Annotated in this window: 21 protein-coding genes; 5 read left to right on the top strand and 16 right to left on the bottom strand. The window is 71.3% G+C overall.

The features are described from left to right. Positions 1 to 11 precede the first annotated feature (11 nt). Positions 12 to 284 carry a DUF6158 family protein gene (locus EDD92_RS38345; RefSeq protein ID WP_123968537.1) on the bottom strand — a complete coding sequence of 91 codons (273 nt, stop codon included), beginning with the start codon at positions 282 to 284 and terminating at the stop codon, positions 12 to 14. Positions 285 to 341: 57 nt separating this feature from the next. Here EDD92_RS38345 and EDD92_RS38340 point away from each other — a divergent pair, with 57 nt between their 5' ends. Then, positions 342 to 1,457 carry a Vms1/Ankzf1 family peptidyl-tRNA hydrolase gene (locus tag EDD92_RS38340; RefSeq protein WP_123968536.1) on the top strand — a complete coding sequence of 372 codons (1,116 nt, stop codon included), beginning with the start codon at positions 342 to 344 and terminating at the stop codon, positions 1,455 to 1,457. A gap of 69 nt (positions 1,458 to 1,526) precedes the next feature. Here EDD92_RS38340 and EDD92_RS38335 read toward each other — a convergent pair whose 3' ends face one another. Both EDD92_RS38335 and EDD92_RS38330 read right to left on the bottom strand, forming a co-directional pair. Further along, positions 1,527 to 3,146 carry an ABC-F family ATP-binding cassette domain-containing protein gene (locus tag EDD92_RS38335; protein WP_123968535.1) on the bottom strand — a complete coding sequence of 540 codons (1,620 nt, stop codon included), beginning with the start codon at positions 3,144 to 3,146 and terminating at the stop codon, positions 1,527 to 1,529. Between the two features lie 42 nt (positions 3,147 to 3,188). Further along, entirely contained in the window at positions 3,189 to 3,845 is a 657-nt protein-coding gene (locus tag EDD92_RS38330) for a histidine phosphatase family protein (protein ID WP_123968534.1), read from the bottom strand. 71 nt (positions 3,846 to 3,916) lie between these two features. Here EDD92_RS38330 and EDD92_RS38325 point away from each other — a divergent pair, with 71 nt between their 5' ends. The 3 genes from EDD92_RS38325 (at position 3,917) to EDD92_RS38315 (ending at position 6,544) form a co-directional block, all read left to right on the top strand. Then, positions 3,917 to 5,410 (top strand): bifunctional phosphatase PAP2/diacylglycerol kinase family protein, encoded by a 1,494-nt coding sequence (locus EDD92_RS38325; protein ID WP_123968533.1) that lies wholly within the window; start codon positions 3,917 to 3,919, stop codon positions 5,408 to 5,410. 99 nt (positions 5,411 to 5,509) lie between these two features. Continuing rightward, positions 5,510 to 6,331: a class I SAM-dependent methyltransferase gene (locus tag EDD92_RS38320; protein ID WP_123968532.1), complete on the top strand. Its 822-nt coding sequence runs from the start codon at positions 5,510 to 5,512 to the stop codon at positions 6,329 to 6,331. A 42-nt stretch (positions 6,332 to 6,373) separates the two neighbouring features. Further along, entirely contained in the window at positions 6,374 to 6,544 is a 171-nt protein-coding gene (locus EDD92_RS38315) for a hypothetical protein (protein WP_030936854.1), read from the top strand. A gap of 12 nt (positions 6,545 to 6,556) precedes the next feature. Here the strand turns inward: EDD92_RS38315 and EDD92_RS38310 are convergent, their stop codons facing one another. From EDD92_RS38310 to EDD92_RS38250, 13 genes are read right to left on the bottom strand one after another with little or no spacing between them, the layout of a single operon-like run. Then, entirely contained in the window at positions 6,557 to 6,841 is a 285-nt protein-coding gene (locus EDD92_RS38310) for a gas vesicle protein K (protein WP_030936856.1), read from the bottom strand. Next, on the bottom strand, positions 6,838 to 7,026 hold the full coding sequence (locus EDD92_RS38305; protein ID WP_030936857.1) for a gas vesicle protein: 189 nt from the start codon (positions 7,024 to 7,026) through the stop codon (positions 6,838 to 6,840). The genes EDD92_RS38310 and EDD92_RS38305 overlap by 4 nt, the downstream gene beginning before the upstream one ends. Beyond that, entirely contained in the window at positions 7,023 to 7,790 is a 768-nt protein-coding gene (locus tag EDD92_RS38300; protein ID WP_123968531.1) for a GvpL/GvpF family gas vesicle protein, read from the bottom strand. The genes EDD92_RS38305 and EDD92_RS38300 overlap by 4 nt, the downstream gene beginning before the upstream one ends. Continuing rightward, positions 7,787 to 8,191: a gas vesicle protein gene (locus EDD92_RS38295; RefSeq protein WP_123968530.1), complete on the bottom strand. Its 405-nt coding sequence runs from the start codon at positions 8,189 to 8,191 to the stop codon at positions 7,787 to 7,789. The genes EDD92_RS38300 and EDD92_RS38295 overlap by 4 nt, the downstream gene beginning before the upstream one ends. Then, on the bottom strand, positions 8,188 to 9,294 hold the full coding sequence (locus EDD92_RS38290) for an SRPBCC family protein (protein WP_123968529.1): 1,107 nt from the start codon (positions 9,292 to 9,294) through the stop codon (positions 8,188 to 8,190). Before EDD92_RS38290 ends, EDD92_RS38295 begins: the two co-directional genes overlap by 4 nt. After that, positions 9,291 to 10,046 (bottom strand): DNA primase, encoded by a 756-nt coding sequence (locus EDD92_RS38285; RefSeq protein ID WP_123968528.1) that lies wholly within the window; start codon positions 10,044 to 10,046, stop codon positions 9,291 to 9,293. Before EDD92_RS38285 ends, EDD92_RS38290 begins: the two co-directional genes overlap by 4 nt. After that, positions 10,043 to 10,306 carry a gas vesicle protein GvpG gene (locus EDD92_RS38280; protein WP_123968527.1) on the bottom strand — a complete coding sequence of 88 codons (264 nt, stop codon included), beginning with the start codon at positions 10,304 to 10,306 and terminating at the stop codon, positions 10,043 to 10,045. Before EDD92_RS38280 ends, EDD92_RS38285 begins: the two co-directional genes overlap by 4 nt. Positions 10,307 to 10,310: 4 nt before the next feature. Beyond that, a complete protein-coding gene (locus tag EDD92_RS38275) occupies positions 10,311 to 11,081 on the bottom strand; it encodes a GvpL/GvpF family gas vesicle protein (protein WP_123968526.1) in 771 nt (256 codons plus the stop codon). Further along, positions 11,078 to 11,521 (bottom strand): gas vesicle structural protein GvpA, encoded by a 444-nt coding sequence (locus EDD92_RS38270; RefSeq protein ID WP_030936873.1) that lies wholly within the window; start codon positions 11,519 to 11,521, stop codon positions 11,078 to 11,080. Before EDD92_RS38270 ends, EDD92_RS38275 begins: the two co-directional genes overlap by 4 nt. Before the next feature lie 59 nt (positions 11,522 to 11,580). Further along, entirely contained in the window at positions 11,581 to 11,946 is a 366-nt protein-coding gene (locus EDD92_RS38265) for a gas vesicle protein (RefSeq protein ID WP_123968525.1), read from the bottom strand. Positions 11,947 to 11,985: 39 nt separating this feature from the next. Continuing rightward, positions 11,986 to 12,915 carry a non-homologous end-joining DNA ligase gene (ligD, locus tag EDD92_RS38260; protein WP_185124256.1) on the bottom strand — a complete coding sequence of 310 codons (930 nt, stop codon included), beginning with the start codon at positions 12,913 to 12,915 and terminating at the stop codon, positions 11,986 to 11,988. Then, entirely contained in the window at positions 12,912 to 14,768 is a 1,857-nt protein-coding gene (locus tag EDD92_RS38255; RefSeq protein WP_123968524.1) for a transketolase, read from the bottom strand. The genes ligD and EDD92_RS38255 overlap by 4 nt, the downstream gene beginning before the upstream one ends. Beyond that, positions 14,765 to 16,585, bottom strand: a complete 1,821-nt coding sequence (locus tag EDD92_RS38250; RefSeq protein ID WP_123968523.1) for an FAD-dependent oxidoreductase — start codon at positions 16,583 to 16,585, stop codon at positions 14,765 to 14,767. The genes EDD92_RS38255 and EDD92_RS38250 overlap by 4 nt, the downstream gene beginning before the upstream one ends. A 150-nt stretch (positions 16,586 to 16,735) precedes the next feature. Between EDD92_RS38250 and EDD92_RS38245 the strand changes: the two genes are divergently transcribed. After that, complete coding sequence (locus tag EDD92_RS38245) at positions 16,736 to 17,695, top strand: LLM class F420-dependent oxidoreductase (RefSeq protein WP_123968522.1); 960 nt, start codon at positions 16,736 to 16,738, stop codon at positions 17,693 to 17,695. Positions 17,696 to 17,697: the final 2 nt, after the last annotated feature.

Genomic DNA, 17,697 nt, shown 5'->3' with positions numbered 1-17,697 from the left:
GGCGCCGTGATTCAGGGCGTCGCCGACTCCCCGCACCGGCGGTCCCGTGCACCTTCACGGGTGCGGCCCGCGGCCACCATGCGCTGCGGGTTGCGGCGCAGGTACTCGCCCTCCAGCTGGGCCATGCGATCGTTGTGGGCCCGCAGCGCGTCCGTCGAGGCGTACAGCAGCGTGTCGTGGCGCGTGCGGTGGATCGTCTCCAGCTCCTTCATGAGCTGCTGGTCGTCCAGCCGGCTGGGGTCGACTCCGGTCATGGTGGCACCCCGCTCGTCGTGTTCGTCCATGCGGTCCGGGTACCCGCCCGGTGAACGCCAGTCCCAAGCGGCATCCGGGAGGGAGCCATGGATCTCGCTTTCCTGCATCCACTCTACGAACATCCGGGCCCCTGGGCCTCCGTGTACGTCGACACCTCCCGGCATACGGAGGACACGCCCCACGAACGGCATCTGACAGCCGCGGCGCTCGCCCGCGACCTCGACCGGCAGGGGGCGGACCAGGCGACGTGCCGGGCCGTCCAGGAGGCCCTCGACGAGCTGCAGCACTCCTCCGAGCCCAACGGGCGAGCCCTGTTCGCCAGGGCCGGCGAGGTCGTGCTGGACCCGCCGCTGGCCCGGCCCCCGCAGCAGGACAGCGCCCACTGGGCGCCGCTGCCGCACACCGCACCCCTGCTGGAGCTGGCCGGTGAGAACCCGGCCTGCGTGGTGGCGTACATCGACCGCAAGGGCGCTGACTTCGAGCTGCGCACCTCGCTGGGCCAGCAGGAGGCCGGCACGGTCAGCGGGCGGCAGTGGCCGGTCCACCGTACGAGCACGCGGGACTGGTCGGTGCGGCACTTCCAGCTGAAGGTGGAGAACACCTGGGAGCACAACGCGGCCGAGATCGCCGACGCGCTCGTCGTCTGCCAGGAGGAGACCCACGCCGACCTGCTGGTTCTCGTGGGCAACGAGCGGGAGAAGCGGGCGGTGCACGACCGGCTGCCCCGGCGGCTGCAGGACATGGTCGTCGAGGCCCCGCACGGCACCGGCAGCAGGCTGCTCGACGAGGATGTCGAGCAGGCCCGCACGGAGCACGTACGGCAGCGGGCGGAACGGGAGCTGGAACGGTTCCTGGCAGCCCGCGAACCGGACACCGAGGGGCGCTCCGGGGCCGTGGAGGGCGTTCCCGCCCTGGTCGAGGCCGCCCGCGAGCACCGCATCGACGAGCTGCTGATCCGTCCCGACGGACCCGACGCCCACCGCGAGGTGTGGATCGGCGAGGACCCCGACCAGCTGGCGGTCCGCCGCACGGACCTGAAGATCCTCGGCGAACAGCGCTCCTGGCCGGCCCGCGCGGACGACGCCCTGATCCGATCGGCGGTGACGACGGGCGCCCCGGCCCTGTCGGTGGCACCGGCGGCGGAGGCGAGCGGCGGCCAGATCCCGGCGGGCGGCCTGGGCGCACTGTTGCGCTGGACGTGAGCGTCTGGGGGCCGCCGCTTCGCCCCTGAACGGGCCTCGTCCTCCAACGCAGGTCGGGCTGAGTGGTGCTTACCGAACGCGCTCCACACGCCGCTCGTCCCACACCGGCTCGGCGGTCTCGCGGACGCGCCCGTCACTGCCGAAGACCAGATACCGGTCGAAGGACCGAGCGAACCAGCGGTCGTGCGTGACCGCAAGCACCGTCCCGTCGAAGGCCTCCAGCCCCTCCTGGAGCGCCTCGGCGGACTCCAGGTCGAGGTTGTCGGTCGGCTCGTCCAGCAGCAGGGCCGTCACGCCCTCCAGCTCGAGGAGCAGGATCTGGAAGCGGGCCTGCTGGCCGCCGGAGAGGCGGTCGAAGGTCTGCTCGGCCTGGTTCGTGAGCTCGTAGCGGCGCAGGCGGGACATCGCCGCGCCCCGGTCCTGGGAGTGTTCCTGCCACAGGATGTCCAGCAGCTTGCGGCCCTGGAGCTCGGGGTGGGCGTGCGTCTGTGCGAAGTGCCCGGCCACGACCCGCGCCCCGAGCTTCCACTCCCCCGTGTGCGCCACCTCGTCGCCGGCCAGCAGCCGCAGGAAGTGCGACTTCCCCGAACCGTTGGAGCCCAGGACGGCGACCCGCTCGCCGTAGAAGACCTCCAGATCGAAGGGCTTCATCAGGCCCGTCAGCTCAAGTCCCTTGCAGGTGACGGCCCTTATGCCGGTGCGGCCGCCCTTGAGTCGCATCGTGATGTCCTGCTCGCGCGGGGGCTCCGGCGGCGGGCCCGCCTCCTCGAACTTGCGCAGGCGGGTCTGCGCCGCCTGATAGCGCGACGCCAGCTCATGGCTGATGGACGCCGCCTGACGAAGGTTCAGGACCAGCTTCTTCAGCTGGGCGTGCTTCTCGTCCCAGCGGCGGCGCAGCTCCTCGAAGCGGGCGAAGCGTTCGCGCCGGGCGTCGTGGTACGTGGCGAAACCGCCGCCGTGCACCCAGGCGTCCGCCCCGGCCGGCGAGGGCTCCACCGACACGATCTTCTCCGCGGCGCGAGCCAGGAGTTCACGGTCGTGGGAGACGAAGAGAACCGTCTTGCGGGTCTCCTTCAGCCGCTCCTCCAGCCAGCGCTTGCCGGGCACGTCGAGGTAGTTGTCGGGCTCGTCCAGCAGCAGCACCTCGTCCGTGCCGCGCAGCAGCGCCTCCAGCACGAGCCGCTTCTGCTCACCGCCGGACAGCGTGCGCACCTGCCGGAACTGCGCCTTCTCGTACGGCACCCCGAGCGCGGCCATGGTGCACATGTCCCACAGCGTCTCGGCCTCGTACCCGCGCGCCTCGGCCCAGTCCGCAAGGGCCTGCGCGTACTGCAGCTGGGCCGCCTCGTCGTCGACCGTCATGATCAGGTGCTCGGCCTTGTCGACGGCCTGCGCGGCCTCGCGGATCCGGGGCGGCGCCACGGACACCAGCAGGTCCCGTACGGTCGTCTCGTCCCGTACGGACCCCACGAACTGCCGCATCACGCCAAGGCCGCCACTGACGGTCACCGTGCCGCCGTGCGGTTTCAGCTCGCCGGAGATCAGCCGCAGCAGCGTCGTCTTCCCTGCGCCGTTGGGCCCCACGAGGGCCACGGCGGCCCCTTCGCCCACCCGGAACGACACATCGCCGAGCAGCGCCCTCCCGTCGGGGAGGTAGTACTCGAGGTGCGCGGCTTCCAGATGTCCCATGAGGAGGCATTCTGCGGGCCGTGCCGGGGGTCGGGCAAACGCTTATGCGGTTTCGTCGAGGGGGCGGCCCGCGGGTCCGCCCTCGCCTGCCGGGGCCACCACGGCGCCCGCCCACGACAAGGCCTTCCAGCCGTCGGCGGGCGAGCCCTCCAGGATCACCACGCCGGTGTTGTCGAGGGGGCGGGCGGCGGCGAAGGGAACGTCGACGTTGTCGGCGCGCGCCGCGGTCCACATGCGGATCGCCGCGCCGTGGCTGACCATGGCGACCGTCCCGGCGCCGCTGCCCGCGGCCTCGGCGACGACGGCGTCGTAGCGGGCGAGCGCCTCGGCGCCGCTCTCGCCGCCCGGCATCCGCAGCTCCGTGTCGCCGGCCACCCACGCGAACACGGTCTTCATGTAGAGCGCGCCCTGCTCGGTGTCGCCGGGCAGCATCTCCAGGTCGCCCGCGGTGAGCTCGCGGATGCCGTCCCGGACCAGGACGTCGAGGCCGCGGGCGGCGGCCAGCGGAGCGGCGGTGAGCTGCGTGCGGACCAGGGTGGAGGCGTACAGGGCCTCGATGTCCTCGTCGGCGAGCGCCGCGGGGAGGGCGGCGGCCTGCTGCTCGCCGAGTGCGGTCAGGCCCGGCCCCGGGACGGCGGTGTCGAGCAGGAAATCGACGTTCGAGGGGGTCTGACCGTGGCGTATGAGGAGCAGACGCATACAGGGGCCCTCCGGGTGTCGATCACCGCCCGCGGGACAAGAAACGGGCACTTCAGGGTACCCGGCACCACATGAGCCCCGACGTCGACCTCACCGTCCCGAAGCCCGGCCCGCACCCGCTGCGCAGCCGGCTGCTCGCCCTCGACTGCCGTCTCTTCGAGTTCGCCGCCGAGCGGAACTGGCCGGCCGCCGAGCGTGTGCTGCCCCGGCTGAGCCGGAGCGCGAACCACGGTGTGCTGTGGTTCGCAGCAGCCGCCGCCATGGCGGCGAGCCGTACCCCGCGGGCCCGGCGGGCCGCCGCGCGCGGTCTCGCCTCGCTCAGCCTGGCCTCCCTGACGATCAACACGCTCGGCAAGCGCTCGGTGCGCCGCCCCAGGCCGGTGCTGGATCCCGTGCCTCTGGTGCGGCAGCTGAAGCGGCAGCCGATCACGACCTCGTTCCCCTCCGGGCACTCCGCGTCGGCGGCGGCGTTCGCGACCGGGGTCGCACTGGAGTCACCGGCCTGGGGTGCGGCGGTGGCCCCGGTCGCCTGGTCCGTGGCGCTCTCCCGCGTCTACACCGGGGTGCACTTCCCGAGCGACGTGCTCGCGGGTGCCGCCCTGGGCGCGGGCGCCGCCTACGCCGTACGGGGTCTGGTGCCGACCCGCGCCCAGCTCGTCCCGCCGGCCCGGCCCCGCGCCGAGGTCGCGGCGCTGCCGGACGGCGAGGGCCTGGTCATGGTGGCCAACAACGGCTCGGGCACCGCCGACCGGGTGCGCGCCCTGCGGGACAGCCTGCCGGCCGCCGAGGTCGTCGAGTGCCAACCGGGCGATCTGCGCGCCGAGTTGGAGAAGGCCGCGACCCACGCCCGGGTGCTCGGCGTGTGCGGCGGCGACGGCACGGTCAACACGGCCGCCGAGGTCGCCCTGCGCCACGACCTGCCGCTCGCGGTGCTGCCCGGCGGCACCCTGAACCACTTCGCCTACGACCTGGGGGTGGAGGACGTCCGCGCTCTGAGCCGGGCCGTCCAGCAGGGCGAGGCGGTGCGCGTGGACGTCGGCCGGTTCGTCTGCGGCAAGCAACAGGGCGTCTTCCTCAACACCTGCAGCCTGGGCGTCTATCCGGAGCTGGTGCGCGTGCGGGACCGCTGGTCGCGCCGGATCGGCGGCTGGCCGGCCGGGGTGCTCGCGGTCCTGCGCGTCCTGCGCACGGGCCGGCATCCGCTGGAGGCCGAGTTCGGCGGCCAGACCCGCCCGCTGTGGCTGCTGTTCGTCGGCAACGGCACCTACCACCGGATGGGCCTGGCGCCCGGCCGCCGACTCGACCTCGCGGACGGGCAGCTCGACGTACGGGTGGTGCACGGCGGCCGCCGTCCCGCGCTGCGGCTGCTCGCGGCCGCCCTGGCGGGCCCGCTGACCCGCTCCCCCGCCCATGCGGCGGTCCAGGTGGGCCGCCTGCACCTGGAGGGAGTCGCCCCCGGCACGCTCCTCGCCCATGACGGCGAGGTCACCGAGGCGGAGGGTGAGGTGACGCTGGAGAAGCTCCCCGAGGCGCTCACGGTGTACCGCCCCCTCACCGGTGGCTGACACCCTGTCAGTCCACATTTCAAAACGCTGGTCTCACCATTCGACACGCGGGCGTACGGTGATGCGTACCGACAAGCCGTCGAACAGGGGAGTTCAGCCATGTCGAAGCCGCAGGAGACCGCTGTCTACACGCACGGGCACCACGAGTCGGTGCTGCGCTCCCACACCTGGCGGACCGCCGCCAACTCCGCGGCCTATCTGCTCGGTTCACTGAAGCCCCACATGAAGATCCTGGACATCGGCTGCGGCCCGGGGACCATCACCGCCGACCTGGCGGCGCTGGTCCCCGACGGACACGTCACCGGCGTCGACCACGCGCCGGGGATCCTGGATCAGGCCCGGGCCACGGCCGCCGAACGGGGCCTGACGAACGTCGACTTCGCGGTCGCGGACGTACACGCCCTGGACTACCCCGACGACACGTTCTGCGTGGTCCACGCGCACCAGGTGCTGCAGCACGTCGGCGATCCGGTGCAGGCGCTGCGCGAGATGGTGCGGGTGACGAAACCGGGCGGGTTCATCGCCGTCCGAGACTCGGACTACGCGGCCATGGCCTGGTATCCCGCGTCCCGGGGGATGGACGACTGGTTGGACCTGTACCGGCGGGTCGCCCGCGCCAACGGCGGCGAGCCGGACGCCGGGCGGCGGCTGAAGGCCTGGGCGCTGCAGTCGGGCCTGACCGACATCACCGCCACCTCCAGCACCTGGACCTTCTCCACGGCCGAGGAGCGCGCGTGGTGGAGCGGGCTGTGGGCCGACCGGACGCTGGCGTCGGCGTATGCGAAGCGGGCCACGGAGGGCGGACACGCGACGGTGGAGCAACTGACGGCCGTCTCGGACGCCTGGCGGGAATGGGGGCGCCGGGACGACGGCTGGTTCTGCGTACTGCACGGAGAGATTCTGTGCCGAAAGAGCGCCTGAATCCCTGTTTTCGGGATACCCGAAGAACAGGAGGTTCAAATTATGGTTGCCGTCCTGCTCGTATTGCTCCTGGCGCTGATTCTCTTCGGCGCAGGATTCGCACTGAAGGCACTGTGGTGGATTGCACTGGCGGTTCTCGTGGTGTGGCTGCTGGGATTCCTGGTACGCGGCACGACAGCGGCCGGACACCGGGGCCGCTGGTACCGGTGGTGAGTTAAGCGGGAGTTATTCCCTGGGAAGCAACGGTCCGAGCGGCCCGAGGTCCAGATTGAGGTCCTCGGGCCGCAGTCCGTACCGCTCGCGCAGTTCGGTCATGCGGTCGTCCAGGAGCATGAGGGTGAGCCCGATCCGCTCCTCCTGGTCCTCGCTGAGCTCGCCGGTGTCGAAGCGGCGCAGCGCCTGGCGTTCCATGAGCTGGCGCAGCAGTTCCACGACGGTCAGGACGAGTTTGACGAGGTCGCGTTCGACGGTGTCGGGTTCCAGGTCCAGCCGGTTGCGGCGCTGGGTCATGTCAACTCCCCCCAGGGCGACGGAACTTGCTCGTTGACCGAGCTGATCAGCGCATTGAGGTCGATGCGGACGAGATCGACGTCCGCGATGCGCAGAGTGATGTCCCCGGTGATGACGACCCCGCCGGCGAGCAGCCGGTCGAGCAGGTCCACGAGGGCGATCTCACGGCGTTCGACGACCGTCACGACTCTTCCCCCGCAAAAGAATAGGCGGCCCACGGGCCGGTGAGTTCGACTCGTATCGCCGGACTGTTCAGCTTTGTTTCGTCCTTGCTCCGGTCCACCAGCTCCACGAATTCCTCGGAATCACGCCGGGACACCAGATAGGCGGCGTTGAGAACATTCCGGCCGGAGACTCCGGACAGTGCGGGATTCTGCGGAGCATGCAATCGGGAATCATCGGCGTACGCGGAAAGCGCCGCGTGCAGGTGTTCGGCGAACTCCTCGGTCTGCTTCCACATGTCCTCGTTCGCCCGCACCCGCATACGCCGCTGGCGCAGATAGTCCCGGCCCGACGCCGCCTTCTGTGCGGGTGCGTCGCTTTCCGCGGGCTCGATTTCGGCGTACACCTTGACGCCCCATTCCACGCGCCCCTCCAGCCGGTCGAGGGTGCGCCGGAAGTCGTCCTCGCGCGCCTCCATCATCACGCGGACACCGCTGTCGTCGCGGAAGACGGTCGCGAGCCGCAGGGGCAGCGGCGTGGTGACGACGGTGAGTGCGTCGATCACGCTCTGGTGGGCCCGCGCCGTCTCGGTCAGCCACTCCAGGTCCTCCAGATGCCTGCGGAGCGGTTCCTCCGCGAAGTCCCGCTCCGGCACATGGCTGACCACGGCGATCAGACCGTGGTGGGTCAGCAGTCTGGGCGGGTCGCCCGCCACGCCTTTCAACTGGGACTGCAGGGGCGCACCCAAGGGGCGGCAGACGGCGTAGACGTACCGCAGTCCGGTCATGGGGCCTCCTCTTCGCGCCTGTCTTCGCGCCTGTCTTCGCGCCTCTCTTCGCGCCTGCCTTCGCGCCTCTCTTCGCGCCTCTCTTCGCGCCTCTCGCGGCCGGGCTCCAGCTGTGCGAGGCGCTCGCGCAGCTCGGCGTTCTCCCGGGCGAGTTCCTTGCGGCGGGCACCGGAGGACAACGCGGGATCGTCCTCCCACCAGTCGATACCCATCTCCTTCGCCTTGTCGACCGAGGCGACGATCAGACGGAGTTTGATGGTGAGGAGTTCGATGTCGAGCAGGTTGATGCGGATGTCACCGGCGATCACGATGCCCTTGTCGAGAACGCGCTCCAGGATGTCGGCAAGGTTGGCGCCCGACCCCTGTCCGTAGGGCTCGGGCAGCCGGCCGGCCATGCTCATCGACGGCCTCCGCCGTCGGCGTACTCGGGCTCAGGCTCTTCCTCGCCCTCCTCCTCGTACTCGTACTCGTCCTCGGGCTCCTCGCCCTCTTCCAGTTCCGCTCGGCCCGCTTCTTCCTCCTCGGGCTCGTCCTCCCCCGTGGCCTCCTCTTCCTCCTCGTACTCGCCGTTCTCTTCCTCGCCCTCGTCCTCGTACGACTCGTCGCCCTCCTGAGCGGCCTCCTCCTCGGCGATCGCGTCCTCGTGGCTCTGGACGACCTCACCGTCGCGGATCTCGCCGCGCCAGCTGTCCGCCGCCTCTCCCTTGAGGGTGACGAAGCGGGCGAAGTTCTTGAGGTCCAGGCGAGCCCGGCGGCCCTGGGCGCGCCAGATGTTGCCGGTCTTCTCGAACAGACCCTTGGGGTAGTACTCGATGACCAGCACGATGCGGGTGAGGCTGTCGTCGAGCGTGTGGAAGGAGACGACACCCTTCGTGGTGCCCTTGGAGCCCTCCGAGGTCCAGGAGATCCGGTCGTCCGGCACCTGCTCGGTGGTCTTCGCCTTCCAGCTGCGGTTGGACCAGAAGACCTTCAGCTGCCAGTCCGACTGGGTGTCGTCGCCGCGGTTGGCGCTCTTCACGCCCTTGGCGAAGGTGCTGAAGTCCTGGTACTGGGTCCACTGGTCGTAGGCCGTGCGCAGCGGCACGCCGACGTCGATGTACTCGAGGATGACGGTGGGCTTCTTGCCCGCCCCGCCCTTGCGCTTGCCCTTGCCGCCGCCGAGGTTCTTGAAGGCACCGACGACGTTGTCCTTGGCACGGGTGGCGCCGACCTCCAGCGCGGTACGCAGGGGGCCCTTGCCCTCGGCGAGCTTGCGGCCGCCGTCGAGCGCGAGCTTGGCGAAGCCCGGGCTGTTCCCCTCGGCGATGTCGTTCAGCTTGCCGGTGGTCTCGCCGAGCTTGCGGCCGACGCCGACGAGCAGGCGCGTGACCTGTGTGGCGAGGTACTCCTGCAGTTCGGCCTTCAGCCGATCGGCGGCCTCGCTCTTCGCCATGTCTGTCAGCGGGCCGGTCGCCCCTTTGGCGCCGCGCGCCGCGGAGGTCGCCGATCCAAGTGTCTCGGTCATCGCTCACCGCCTCCCTTCGGCAGGCGGGCCCGGGCTGAGCGGGCCCCGCCCCTGGCGGCGGCCGTCTTGCGGGCGGCCGTCTTCTTGGCGGCGGTCTTCTTCGCCGTCGTCTGCTTCGTCGCGGCCTTCTTGGCGGGAGCCTTCTTGGCAGGAGCCCGCTTTGCGGCCGTCTTCTTGGCAGGGGTCTTCTGCACGGCCTTCTTGGCGGTCTTCCTCGCCGGAACCCGCTCGGTCTCTTCGGCCGAAGGCTCCTCCTCGGCCTCCGACTCCTCGTCCCTCTCCTCCTCGTCCCTCTCCTCGTTGTCCGGCTCCTCGTTGTCCGGCTCCTCGTTGCCCGGCTCCTCGTCCTCGTACTCGTCCTGCGGCTCCTCGTCCTCGTTCTCCTCCGACTCCTCGTTCTCGTCGTCCTCGAGGAGGTCCGTCGCCCCGTCCGTCACTCCCGAGAGCTGATCGCGGACCTGGGCGGTGCGTCCGTGGAGGCGGTCGGCAAGGGCGTCGATCTGCCGCTCCACCATCGCGCCCGAGGCCGCCTTGCCGACGCCACGCAGGTCCTCGCGCAGCTGGTCCCCGATCTCCTTGAACTGCGGATTGTTCTGCAGCTGCTGGGATGCCAGGTCCGCGAGAGCCCGCGGGCTGAGATGCATCCGCTTGCCGGCCACCAAGGTTCCGACGGCGAACGCCAGTTTCATCTTCTTCGTACGTCCGAGGACGTATCCGGCCCCTATCGCGAGGCCGAGTCCCACTCGGTTCATCGTCTCGTCCAGTTCCCAGGGGCCGCGCCACCGCGCAGGCCGATTTCCATCCGGTCCAGAAGTTCGTCCTCCTGTCGGTCGAACTCCTCCTCGTCGATCTCGCCCGCCTCCAACTGCTCCTCGAGTTGGGCGAGTTCGGCCCTGATGGTGGCCGGGTCGTAATAAATCCGTTCCGCCTCTTGCAGCACCTGTCCGATCACCCACCCGCTCCCGCGTACCGGGGCGAAGGGCAGCAGGACCAGCTCCTTGATCAGCCCCACGGCCTCACTCCTGGGCGATTCCCGGGCCGGCGGCACTACCCGCGTGCTCGGCGGGACCGGGCTCGACGAAGCTGTACGGCGGCAGCGGGCCGTTGACGCGCAGCTCGATGTGCGGATGTCCCTTGCGAACCTGCTCCACCTCCGCCAGGAACGACTCGGCGGAGTCGCGGTCCACGAGGAAGGACAGGTTGACCAGCCAGCCGCTGGACTCGGGGCCGGCGCTCACATCGGCGGCGACCGGCTCCAGGGCGCGCTGCAATTCGGATGCGTCCTCGGCCTCCCGGTCCTTCACCGCGGCGACGACCATCTCGCCGAGCCTGAGCCGCTGCTCGTAACTGCCGCCGCCCGCCTGCCGGTTGGCGTCGGACATGGCGCGGATCTCCGGGTTCTCGGACATCACGCGATGCAGAACGGCCTCTTCCTGGTGCGTGGCCTTGACGTTGTACTCGACCTTGCCGTCCAGGGCTTGCAGGCGCTCCTTGTAGTGCTCGGCGCGGTCGGCGAGCACGCCGGTGACCGTGTCGTCGTCCGGGGCGACGCTGCCGAACCGCATGGGCAGCACGACGCCGGCCGCGCCCGCCTCGGCGAGCACGTTCTGGTGGGCGAGCAGGTCCTTGCGCTTGGGCCGCAGACCCTCGGGGGCGTCGCTCACGACGGCCGCGAGTTCACCCGCCTCGAGGACGCGCACCGGGAGGGGCGGGTCCCCGACGCCGCCCATGTCCCTGGGGAGCGCGGGATGCGACTTCGCGGTGATGCCGTACACGTAGGTGCTCACTCCTGCTCCTCCTTCCTGCGCGAGGACGCCGATGACGAGGTCTTGCGCGCACGGGGCCGGGACTCGGTCTCCTTCTCACGGCCCTCGTCACGTGCCTGCTTGAAGGCGTCGGAGATGGTCTCTGCGGCTCCGGAGAGCGCGCCCTTGGACTTGCCGCGGCTGCCGGACTCGGTGATCTCGCCGACGAGGTCGGGCAGACCCGGGTCCTTGCGCGGCCCCGCTTCCAGGTCGAGGCGGTTGCACGCCTCGGCGAAGCGGAGATAGGTGTCGACGCTGGCCACGACGACACGTACGTCGATCTTCAGGATCTCGATGCCGACCAGGGAGACTCGTACGAACGCGTCTATGACCAGACCCCTGTCGAGGACGAGCTCCAGAACGTCGTACAGGCCACTGCTGCCGCCCCCTCCGCCGGTCTGCTGTGCCGGGACAACGGTCATACCGACCGCGCCTCCTTGTCTGTGAACTGGTAAACGGATGTGTGTTCCATGCGGACGACCTACCGGGCGCCGTGCCCGTGCGGATCGGACCGCCCGCGTTCGTAACGGCGAACGCGCCGGTAGCCGGTGAGCTGCCCCTCGGTGTCGAGCTCGACCTGGTAGCTGGCCAGCAGGCTCATCGTGTCGGGCACCCTTTCGAGCTCCAGGACCTCGACCTCCAGCGACCAGCCGTCCTCCGTCTGCTCGAAGGCCGAGGCGCCCTCGACGGCCATGCCGGTGAGCTCCGCAAGCTGCGCACACGCATTGCGCAGCACCTCCATGGGGCTCGGCCTCTTGTCCGCCACGCTGTTTTCCTTGTCTGTGCTCCGCTGCGAGTCGGAGTTCCGTGAACTTTGTGACTCTTGCGTGTTCCTTGTGTTCGACATGGCCACCTCCGGGTGGCCCCATGGCCACGGGCCAAACCTTTACGAGCCGCGCAACGCGTCGAGCCTGCGCCTGGCGGGTCCCAGGGCGCGTGCCTTGCGCATGACACCGGCCCAGGGATCGGTGCGGGCCTGTTCGACGGCGTCGGCGATGGTCCAGCGTCGGGCGGTCAGCTCCGGGTCGTCCAGCTGGTCCCAGGTGATCGGGGTGGCCACGGGCGCGCCGGGCCGGGCGCGGACGGTGAGGGGTACGACCGCGGTCTGCGCGTAGGCGTTGCGGCCCACGTCGAGGTAGAGCCGGTCGCCGCGCTCCTTCTTGCGGGCGGCGGTGGTGAGCCGGTCGGGATGGGCCCCGGCGAGGGTGTCGGCGACGTCGCGGGCGAACTCGCGGACCTCGTCGAAGTCGTGCCGGCCGTTGAGCGGCACGACGGCGTGCAGCCCGCGCGAGCCGGTGGTCATCAGTCCCGAGGGGAGTTCGAGCTCGTCGAGGAGTTCCCCGAGCAGCAGGGCCGCCTCACGCACCGCCGCGAAGTCGTCACCGGCCGGGTCCAGGTCGAAGACCATGCGGTCGGGCCGGTCGAGGTGGCCGACCCGGGACAGCCAGCGGTGCAGCGTGAGGCTGGCCTGGTCGGCGAGGTAGAGCAGGGTGGCCGAGTCGTCGCACACGGTGTGGCAGACAGTGCCGCCCTCCTTGGGCACCTCGATGCGGGTGATCCACTCCGGGTAGTTCTCCGGGGTGTTCTTCTGCATGAAGCGCGGGCCGTCCAGGCCGTCCGGATGCCGTTCCAGCATCAGTGGGCGGCCGCGCAGATGGGGCAGCATGAGCGGGGCGGCGGACCGGTAGTAGTCGACGAGGTCGCCCTTGGTGTACTCCTTCGCACGGCCGTCGCCGGGGAACAGCACCTTGTCGGCCCGGTGGACCTCCACGGTGCGGCGCCCGGCCCGCACGGTGCGGACGCTGTCGTCGCTCACCGCACGACCGCCTCCTCCACCAGCAGCTTCCCGGCCGCCGCGATCGACTCGGCGTCGATGCCCGCGGCGTGCAACTGCTGGTCCGGGGCGGCCGAGCCCGGCATCGTACGGACGGCCAGGCGTACCAGCCGCGGTACCGGCCGCCCGTCGAGGAACGCGTCCAGGACGGCGTCGCCGAGGCCGCCCTCCTCGTGGTGGTCCTCGACGGTGACCAGGCACCCGGTGTCCTCGGCGGCTCGGCGCAGGGTGCGCCGGTCGACGGGCTTGACCGAGTAGAGGTCGATGACGCGGGCCTGGATGCCGTCCCGGTCCAGAGCGTCGGCGGCGGCCAGCGCCTCGGCCACGGTGACGCCCGCCGCGACGAGGGTCAGCCGGTCGTGCGGGGAGGAGCGCAGCACCTTGCTGCCGCCGATGGCGAACTCCTCGTCGGGGCCGTAGATCACCTCGCTCGCCCCGCGCGAGGTGCGCAGATACCGGATGCCCTCGCAGCCCGCCATCGCGGCGACGAGCTGCGCGGTCTGGTTGGCGTCGCACGGGTACAGCACGGTCGAGCCGTGCACCGCCCGCATCATCGCCAGGTCCTCCAGGCCCATCTGGGACGGCCCGTCCTGGCCGATGGCGACGCCGGCGTGCGAGCCGACGAGGTTGATGCCGGCGCCGCTGACGGACGCCATGCGCACGAAGTCGTACGCGCGGGTCAGGAAGGCCGCGAACGTGGCGGCGTACGGCACCCAGCCGCGGGACGCGAGGCCCACCGCAGCGGCGACCATCTGCTGTTCGGCGATGTAGCACTCGAAGTACCGGTCGGGATGCTCCTTGGCGAAGAGCTCGGCCCGGGTGGAGTCGCCGACCTCGCCGTCGAGGGCCACGATGTCGCCGCGCCCGGTGCCGAGGGCGGTGAGCGCCTGACCGTAGGCGTCGCGGGTGGCGACCCCCTTCTCGGGGGTTCCCTTCTCCCAGCGGGGCAGTTCGAGGTGCCCGGCGCGCACGGCGTGCAGCATGCGGGTGGCGGTCGGCTCGTGGACGTGGACGCGCAGGTCGCGGGGGCCGCCGAGTTCGGCGATCGCCTCGTCGGCGTCCTTGAGGGGCTTGCCGTGCAGTCCCTCGCGGTCCTGGGCGGAGCTGACGCCCTTGCCCTTGAGGGTGCGGGCGAGGATCACGGTCGGCTGCCCGGTGGTCGAGAGCGCCTCGCCGTACGCGCGGTCGACGGCATCCACGTCATGCCCGTCCACCTCGATGGTGTGCCAGCCGAACGCCTGGAAGCGGCGGGCGTAGGCGTCGAGGTCGTGCCCGTGCCGGGTCGGCCCCCGCTGTCCCAGCCGGTTCACGTCGACGATCGCGGTGAGGTTGTCCAGATGCTCGTACGCCGCGTGCTCGGCGGCCTCCCAGATCGACCCCTCGGCCAGCTCGCTGTCCCCGCACAGCACCCACACGCGGTATCCGCCCCGGTCCAGCCGCTTGCCGGCCAGCGCGATACCGACGCCGACGGGCAGCCCCTGGCCGAGCGACCCGGTGGCCGTCTCGACCCACGGCAGCCTGCGCGGTGTCGGATGCCCCTCGAGGCGGCTGCCCAGCTTGCGGAAGGTGAGCAGCTCGCCGTCCTCGATGGCGCCGGCCGCCTTGTAGGCGGCGTAGAGGAGGGGCGAGGCGTGCCCCTTGGAGAGCACGAAGCGGTCGTTGCCGGGGTGGGCGGGCCGGTCGAAGTCGTAGCGGAAGTGGTGCGCGAACAGTACGGCCATCAGGTCGGCGGCGGACATCGAGGACGTCGGGTGCCCGGACCCCGCGGCGTCGGCTGCGCGCACACTGTCCACACGCAACTGCTGGGCGAGCTCCACGAGTTCGTCGGTATTCATGAGTCTCCTTCCGCGGGAATGTCGGGACGTCGCTTCACTGGACCCGGAGGTTCGGCCGATTCACCGCCGCCCAGCTCCTCGCCGGGCTCTGAGACGGGCTGCCCCTTGGCGGGCTCACCGCCCGGCTGGTTCTTCGCGGGCTCACCGCCTGGCTGGTTCTTCGCGGGCTCGCCGCCTGGCTGGTTCTTGGCCGGCTCGCCGCCTGGCTGGTTCTTGGCCGTCTCGCGACCGGGCTGGTCGCCGGCAGACTCGGAGACGAGCTGCCCCTTGGCGGGCTCACCACCTGGCCGACCCTTCGCGGGCCCACCACCCGCCTGGTTCTTCGCCGGCACGCCACCCGGCTTGCTCTTCGCGGGCTCACCACCCGGGTGGTTCCTCGCAGGCCCACCGCCCGGCTGATTCCTCGCAGGCTCGGTGGTGTGCCCCGGCGGCGCGGCGCCCTGGGGGGCCGTGTCCGCCGCTGTGGCCGCGCCCGGGCCCGAGCCGGCCGGGGCCGTCTCCCGGGGTTCCGGTCCGCCCGGTACGCGGGCCAGTTCCGGTGATGACGTGTCCAGGGGGACCGACCACGACCGTACGAGCCCCAACTGGACTGCCTGGCGCGGGAGTACGGAGTCCAGGAGCCAGTCCGCGGCGACGCGGACGCGGTTGCCGGGCATCGCCGCGAGGTGGTAGCCGCGGGTGACGGCTCCGGCCAGCGGGCCGGGCAGGGGGACGCCCAGCGGGTTGGCGGCGGCCTTCGTGCCGCCCAGGTCGACGACGAAACCCAGGTCGCGGTGGCGGTAGGTGCGCCGTTCACCGACCCCGAGGGACGCGGCGACGTTCTGCGCCGCGACCTTTCCGTGCCGCCAGGCGTGCTGCGCGGTCATCGGCGTGTACGTCCCGGGGTTGTTCAGGTCCGGCACCGCGGCCGCGTCACCGCACGCGAACACCTCGGGGCGGCCCGGTACTTGCAGATGCGGGTCGACGAGGAGCCGTCCGCGTTCCAGCGGCTGCCCGGTGCTCTCGACGAGCGGATCGGGCCGTACGCCGACGCACCACACCAGGGTGCGGGTGTCGACGAACTCGCCGTCGGTCAGCAGCACTCCGCCCGGCGTGGCCTCCTTCACGGACGTCCCCATGCGCACCTCGACGCCGCGCTGCCGCAGCACCCGGTCGGCGGTGCGCGAGAGCCGTTCGTCCATCTCGGGCAGGACGCGCGGCGCGATGTCGAGCAGCATCCACCGCGGCTGCATGCCGTGCCGCAGGGGGTGCCGGCGGACCTGCGCGTCGGTGTACATCTGCCCGTGCGCCGCGACCTCCGTCCCGGTGTATCCGGCGCCGACCACCACGAAGGTGCACCGCGCGGCGCAGCTCTTCGGGTCGTCCGCGGTGGCGGCGAGTTCCACCTGCCGGGTGACGTGATCGCGCAGGTACAGCGCCTCGGGCAGCCCCCGGAAGCCGTGCGCGTACTCGGCCACGCCCGGGATGGGCAGCAGCTTGTTGACGCTGCCGACGGCGAGCACGAGCCGGTCGTACGCGAGCGTGCCGCCCCCGCCCTCCGGGTCGGTGTAGTGCACGCTCTGCCCGTCTAGGTCGACGGAGTCGGCCTCGCCGAGCACCAGCCGGACATGCGGCAGGGTGCCGGAGAGGGAGACGGACACCCGGCGGGGTTCCAGGATCCCCGCGGCGACCTGGGGCAGCAGGGGCAGGTACAGAAAGTAGTCGGTCGGATTCAGCAGGGTGACGTCGGCCTTGTGCCGCATCAGCCGGGACAGGGTGCGGGCCGTCCGGTACCCGGCGAATCCGGCACCGACGATCACGATGCGGGGTCGACTCACGGTTCGCCTCCGGCGCTGTCGCGTACGTCGTGCGGAGCCTTCCGCGTCCCCCTGGTCCAGACCCCCAAACGTCCGCCGGTTTCCGCTGCGGGCTCCGGGTACCCGGAGCGGACCGGCCCCCACGCCCAGTGCCTCCCGGAGGTGTCCCCCATGCCCGAGTACGGCTACTTCCTCTCGTGCGAGGAGTTCGGTCCCGCGGAACTCGTCGAACAGGCGAGGATGGCGGAGCAGGCCGGATTCCAGTCGCTGTGGATCTCGGACCACTACCACCCGTGGAACGACGCGCAGGGCCAGAGCCCCTTCGTGTGGTCGGTGATCGGCGCGCTCTCGGAGGCGGTGTCGCTGCCGGTCGAAACGGCGGTCACCTGCCCGACCGTGCGCATCCACCCGGCGGTGGTCGCCCAGGCGGCGGCGACCTCGGCGGTGATGCTGAACGGCCGCTTCCGGCTCGGGGTGGGCACCGGTGAGGCCCTCAACGAGCACATCCTCGGGCACGTCTGGCCGCCCGCGAGCGTCCGCATGGAGATGCTGGAGGAGGCGATCCAGATCATGCGCCGCCTTTTCACCGGCGAGGAGGTCAGCCACCACGGCACCCACTACACGGTGGAGAACGCCCGCCTGTACACGGTCCCCGAGGAGCCCGTCCCGATCGACATCTCCGGGTTCGGCCCGGCGGCGACGCAGCTCGCGGGACGGGTGGGCGACGGCTACATCACGATGATGCCGGACGCGTCGATGGTCGAGCAGTTCCGCAAGGGCGGTGGCGGCGGCAAGCCGGTGATCGGCGGCACCAAGCTCTGCTACGGCACCGACCGCGACGAGGCCGTACGCACGGTGCACCAGCGGTGGTTCAACCAGTTCCTGCCGGGCGAGATGGGCCAGATCCTGCCCTCGCCGAGCCATTTCGAGCAGCTGGCGCCGCTGGTCACCGAGGAGATGGTGCGCGAGAAGGCGGTGTGCGGGGACGACGTCGACGAGCACGTCTCGGCCCTGGCGGCCTTCGCCGACGCCGGCTTCGACCGGGTCTACGTCAACCAGATCGGCCCCGACCAGCGCGGCTTCTTCGACTTCTACCGTACGAAGGTCCTGCCGCAGCTGCAGCAGTCCTGAGG

Origin of the sequence: Streptomyces sp. TLI_185, from assembly GCF_003814765.1 — a bacterium.
Taxonomy (GTDB): Bacteria; Actinomycetota; Actinomycetes; order Streptomycetales; family Streptomycetaceae; genus Streptomyces.
This window is presented reverse-complemented; position numbering and strand designations above follow the sequence as displayed.

Bases quoted from the DNA above. Each gene is read 5' to 3' on its own strand.
- EDD92_RS38310 (WP_030936856.1), bottom strand. From the start codon at position 6,841: ATGACCCAGCGCCGCAACCGGCTGGACCTGGAACCCGACACCGTCGAA.
- EDD92_RS38245 (WP_123968522.1), top strand. From the start codon at position 16,736: ATGCCCGAGTACGGCTACTTCCTCTCGTGCGAGGAGTTCGGTCCCGCG.
- EDD92_RS38345 (WP_123968537.1), bottom strand. From the start codon at position 284: ATGGACGAACACGACGAGCGGGGTGCCACCATGACCGGAGTCGACCCC.
- EDD92_RS38320 (WP_123968532.1), top strand. From the start codon at position 5,510: ATGTCGAAGCCGCAGGAGACCGCTGTCTACACGCACGGGCACCACGAG.
- EDD92_RS38330 (WP_123968534.1), bottom strand. From the start codon at position 3,845: ATGCGTCTGCTCCTCATACGCCACGGTCAGACCCCCTCGAACGTCGAT.
- EDD92_RS38315 (WP_030936854.1), top strand. From the start codon at position 6,374: ATGGTTGCCGTCCTGCTCGTATTGCTCCTGGCGCTGATTCTCTTCGGC.
- EDD92_RS38325 (WP_123968533.1), top strand. From the start codon at position 3,917: ATGAGCCCCGACGTCGACCTCACCGTCCCGAAGCCCGGCCCGCACCCG.
- EDD92_RS38335 (WP_123968535.1), bottom strand. From the start codon at position 3,146: ATGGGACATCTGGAAGCCGCGCACCTCGAGTACTACCTCCCCGACGGG.
- EDD92_RS38265 (WP_123968525.1), bottom strand. From the start codon at position 11,946: ATGTCGAACACAAGGAACACGCAAGAGTCACAAAGTTCACGGAACTCC.
- EDD92_RS38285 (WP_123968528.1), bottom strand. From the start codon at position 10,046: ATGAACCGAGTGGGACTCGGCCTCGCGATAGGGGCCGGATACGTCCTC.
- EDD92_RS38290 (WP_123968529.1), bottom strand. From the start codon at position 9,294: ATGACCGAGACACTTGGATCGGCGACCTCCGCGGCGCGCGGCGCCAAA.
- EDD92_RS38270 (WP_030936873.1), bottom strand. From the start codon at position 11,521: ATGACCGTTGTCCCGGCACAGCAGACCGGCGGAGGGGGCGGCAGCAGT.
- EDD92_RS38255 (WP_123968524.1), bottom strand. From the start codon at position 14,768: ATGAATACCGACGAACTCGTGGAGCTCGCCCAGCAGTTGCGTGTGGAC.
- EDD92_RS38300 (WP_123968531.1), bottom strand. From the start codon at position 7,790: ATGACCGGACTGCGGTACGTCTACGCCGTCTGCCGCCCCTTGGGTGCG.
- EDD92_RS38340 (WP_123968536.1), top strand. From the start codon at position 342: ATGGATCTCGCTTTCCTGCATCCACTCTACGAACATCCGGGCCCCTGG.
- EDD92_RS38295 (WP_123968530.1), bottom strand. From the start codon at position 8,191: ATGAGCATGGCCGGCCGGCTGCCCGAGCCCTACGGACAGGGGTCGGGC.